The sequence below is a fragment of the Streptomyces sp. NPDC057638 genome (assembly GCF_042800315.1).
Lineage (GTDB): Bacteria > Actinomycetota > Actinomycetes > Streptomycetales > Streptomycetaceae > Streptomyces.
On the sequence record NZ_JBHVHF010000520.1, the window covers coordinates 1 to 3,281 of the forward strand.

The following is a 3,281-nucleotide window of genomic DNA, read 5'->3' on the forward strand; positions in this document are numbered from 1 at the left end:
GCCGCGGTGGCCGGGCGCCCTCTCACGCTGTCCGCGACGGTCCGGGTCCGCGCCCTGACCGTGGGAGGTGTTACTTCTCCTGCTGCTTGCGCCAGCGGATCCCGGCCTCCAGGAAGCCGTCGATCTCGCCGTCGAGCACCGACTGCGGGTTGCCGACCTCGAACTCCGTCCGCAGGTCCTTGACCATCTGGTACGGGTGCAGGACGTAGGAGCGCATCTGGTTGCCCCAGGAGTTGCCGCCATCGCCCTTGAGGGCGTCCATCCTGGCCTGCTCCTCCTGGCGGCGGCGCTCCAGGAGCTTGGCCTGGAGGACGTTCATCGCGCTCGCCTTGTTCTGGATCTGGGAGCGCTCGTTCTGGCAGGAGACCACGATGCCGGTGGGGAGGTGGGTGATACGGACGGCGGAGTCCGTGGTGTTCACGCCCTGGCCGCCGGGGCCCGACGCGCGGTAGACATCCACCCGCAGCTCGGACTCGTCGATCTCGACATGGTCGCTCTGCTCGACGACCGGGAGCACCTCGACACCCGCGAAGGAGGTCTGGCGGCGGCCCTGGTTGTCGAAGGGCGAGATACGCACCAGCCGGTGGGTGCCCTGCTCCACCGAGAGCGTGCCGTAGGCGTACGGCGCCTTCACCACGAAGGTGGTGGACTTGATGCCCGCCTCCTCCGCGTACGAGGTCTCGTAGATCTCGGTCGAGTAGCCGTGGCGCTCGGCCCAGCGCAGATACATCCGCTGGAGCCGCTCGGCGAAGTCGGAGGCGTCGACGCCGCCCGCCTCCGCGCGAATGTTGACCAGCGCCTCGCGCTCGTCGTACTCGCCGGAGAGCAGGGTGCGGACCTCCATCTCGTCCAGCGCCTTGCGGACATCGGTCAGCTCGGACTCGGCCTCGGCGAGGGTGTCGGCGTCGTCCTCCGCCTCGGCCAGCTCGAAGAGGACACCGAGGTCGTCGATCCGGCTCCGGAGGGCCTCGGTCTTGCGCAGCTCGGCCTGGAGGTGGGAGAGCCGGCTGGTGATCTTCTGTGCCGCGTCCGGGTCGTCCCAGAGGGACGGGGCCGCGGCCTGCTCCTCCAGCACGGCGATGTCAGCCCTCATCCTGTCGAGGTCCAGGACGGCCTCGATCGACCCCATGGTCGAGGAGAGGGACTTCAGCTCTTCGGATACATCGACGACTGCCACGGGTCCAGCCTAACGGCTGTACGGGCGCTTGCGGCCCCCTGGCCCCGCGTGACGCCCGGGGCCCCGGCCGTGGGCCGCCGCCCCCGCCGCCGTACGCACCCGGCGGCGGGCGGATCCACGGCCGTGGGCGGACGGGAGCGGTGTACGGGGAGGGACCGGCGCCCGGTCCGGCGGCGCGGCTACGGACCCACGGATCGGTGCGTACGGGCACGGGCCGCGGGGGCATGAGAGCGACGGGTGCGGAGGGTACCGACGTACGGGTGCGGCGGGTGCGGCGGGTACGACCTACCGGCGCGGGGCCACAGGGACGCGACGCTGCGGGGGACGCGTGCGGACGGGCGGGGCGGCGGGCGCGGGGGCAGGCCGCCGCCACACGGGTGGCGGCGCACCCCGGCCGGGACAGTCCCCAGGCGGGCGGGCCGGGCCCGGGTGCGCTCACGGGCCCGGGGTGCTCACCGCCCGCGGATCACGGCTCCGCGGTGGCCGAGCGCGGGGAGTCGCGCGGCTTCTCCGCCTCGTCGCCGCCCAGGGCGAACCAGCCGCCCACGCCCAGCGCCGCCGCCACCGCGACGCCCGCCGCGCTCAGCGCGATCCGGCGGCGGCGCACGACCGCCGCGCCCTGGCCGGTGCGGTTACGGGCCGAGCCGGGGCGGCGCTGGCCCGGCGCGCGAGGGGCGCGCGCGGTGCCGTGCGCCCCTCCGGCCAGCTCGTCCGGGGCCGGTACCCGCATCGAGGTGTGGGTGTCGCGGTTGGAGTCGGCGGGCGCCGCGCCCGGGACCAGGGAGACCGCTCCCCGTCGGCGCTCCTCCGCACCGGGCTCGGTCTCGTCCTCCTCATACGGTTCCGGGGCGTGCTCGGCGCCGGGCTCGTCGACGTCGAGCGGCGGCAGACCGTGCAGCAGTGGCAGCAGCTCCCGCAGCCGCGCGGAGAGCTCGGAGGCGCGCAGCCGGGACGCCGGGGCCTTGGCCAGGCACTGGACCACCAGCCGCCACAGCTCATCGGGGATGCCGGGCAGCGGCACGACGGTCTCGGTGACATGGCGGCGCAGCACGGCGCCCGGGTGTCCGCCACCGAAGGGAGTGAACCCGGCGAGCAGCTCGTACAGCACCGTGGCGAGGGCGTAGATGTCGACGGCGGCCCTCGGCGGGAGGCCCTCCACTATCTCGGGGGCCAGATAGTCCGGGGTGCCGATGATCCGGTTGGAGCGGGTGCGGCCCGGGGTGTCGATCAGCTTCGCGACACCGAAGTCGGTCAGCAGCGCGGGATGGGCCCCGGCCGGGCCGAGCGGGCCCGCCATGTCGAGGAGGATGTTCTCCGGTTTCACATCGCGGTGGACCACGCCCGCCGCGTGCGCGGCGGCGAGCGCGTCGGCGACGTCGGCGGTGATCGCGACGGCGGCCTCGGGGGCCAGCCGTCGCTCGCGGTCCAGGCGGCTGCGCAGATCCGTGCCCCGGACCAGGTCCATCACAAGCGCCAGATCGTTGCCATCGACGACGAGGTCGCGGACGGAGACGATCCGGGGGTGGTCGAGTCCGAGCAGCGCGGTGCGCTCCTGGACGAAACGGCCGACCAGTTCCTGGTCGGCCGCGAGATCCTCCCGCAGGAGCTTGATGGCGACGGGCCCGTCGGGGCCCTCACCGGCCCAGACCGTGCCCGCGCTGCCCCGCCCGAGAATCTGGTGGGCCGTGTACCGGCTGCCGATATTCCGTGCCAAGACTGCTCCCTCAGCGGCTGGCGTTGCCCCTAACGTACGCGGATCCCGGGGGGCCGTGCGCCCCGGACATCGTCAAGCCCCCGGTTCGAGGGGGTGCATATCACTCACAGCGGGACAAAGATTCCGGTGAAGATCGAACCAAGGGGCGGCGGAAGTCGATAAATCGCCTTGATCGTCAACGGGCGGCGGGGCTGGTGGGGCCACCGGGGCCCTCCGCGCGGAGGTTCTCCCCGGGCGGGACGAGGGCCGGAGGAGGCCGGAGGAGGGCGGAGGAGGGCCGGACAGCGTGGTCCCGACCCGGGCGGGAACGGAGCGGGCGGAAACGGAGCGGGCGGGAACGGAGCGGGCGGGAACGGAGCGGGCGCGGGCCTGGGGCAGTAGCCCCGGGCC

Annotated in this window: 2 protein-coding genes; both read right to left on the minus strand. The window is 73.9% G+C overall.

Annotated features, from left to right (window positions below; all coding sequences use genetic code 11):
* Positions 1-70: 70 nt before the first annotated feature.
* Positions 71-1,177 (minus strand): peptide chain release factor 2, encoded by a 1,107-nt coding sequence (prfB, locus tag ACFVIM_RS34225; protein ID WP_384310038.1) that lies wholly within the window; start codon positions 1,175-1,177, stop codon positions 71-73.
* Between the two features lie 466 nt (positions 1,178-1,643).
* Positions 1,644-2,891: a serine/threonine-protein kinase gene (locus ACFVIM_RS34230; protein WP_384310041.1), complete on the minus strand. Its 1,248-nt coding sequence runs from the start codon at positions 2,889-2,891 to the stop codon at positions 1,644-1,646.
* Positions 2,892-3,281 lie beyond the last annotated feature (390 nt).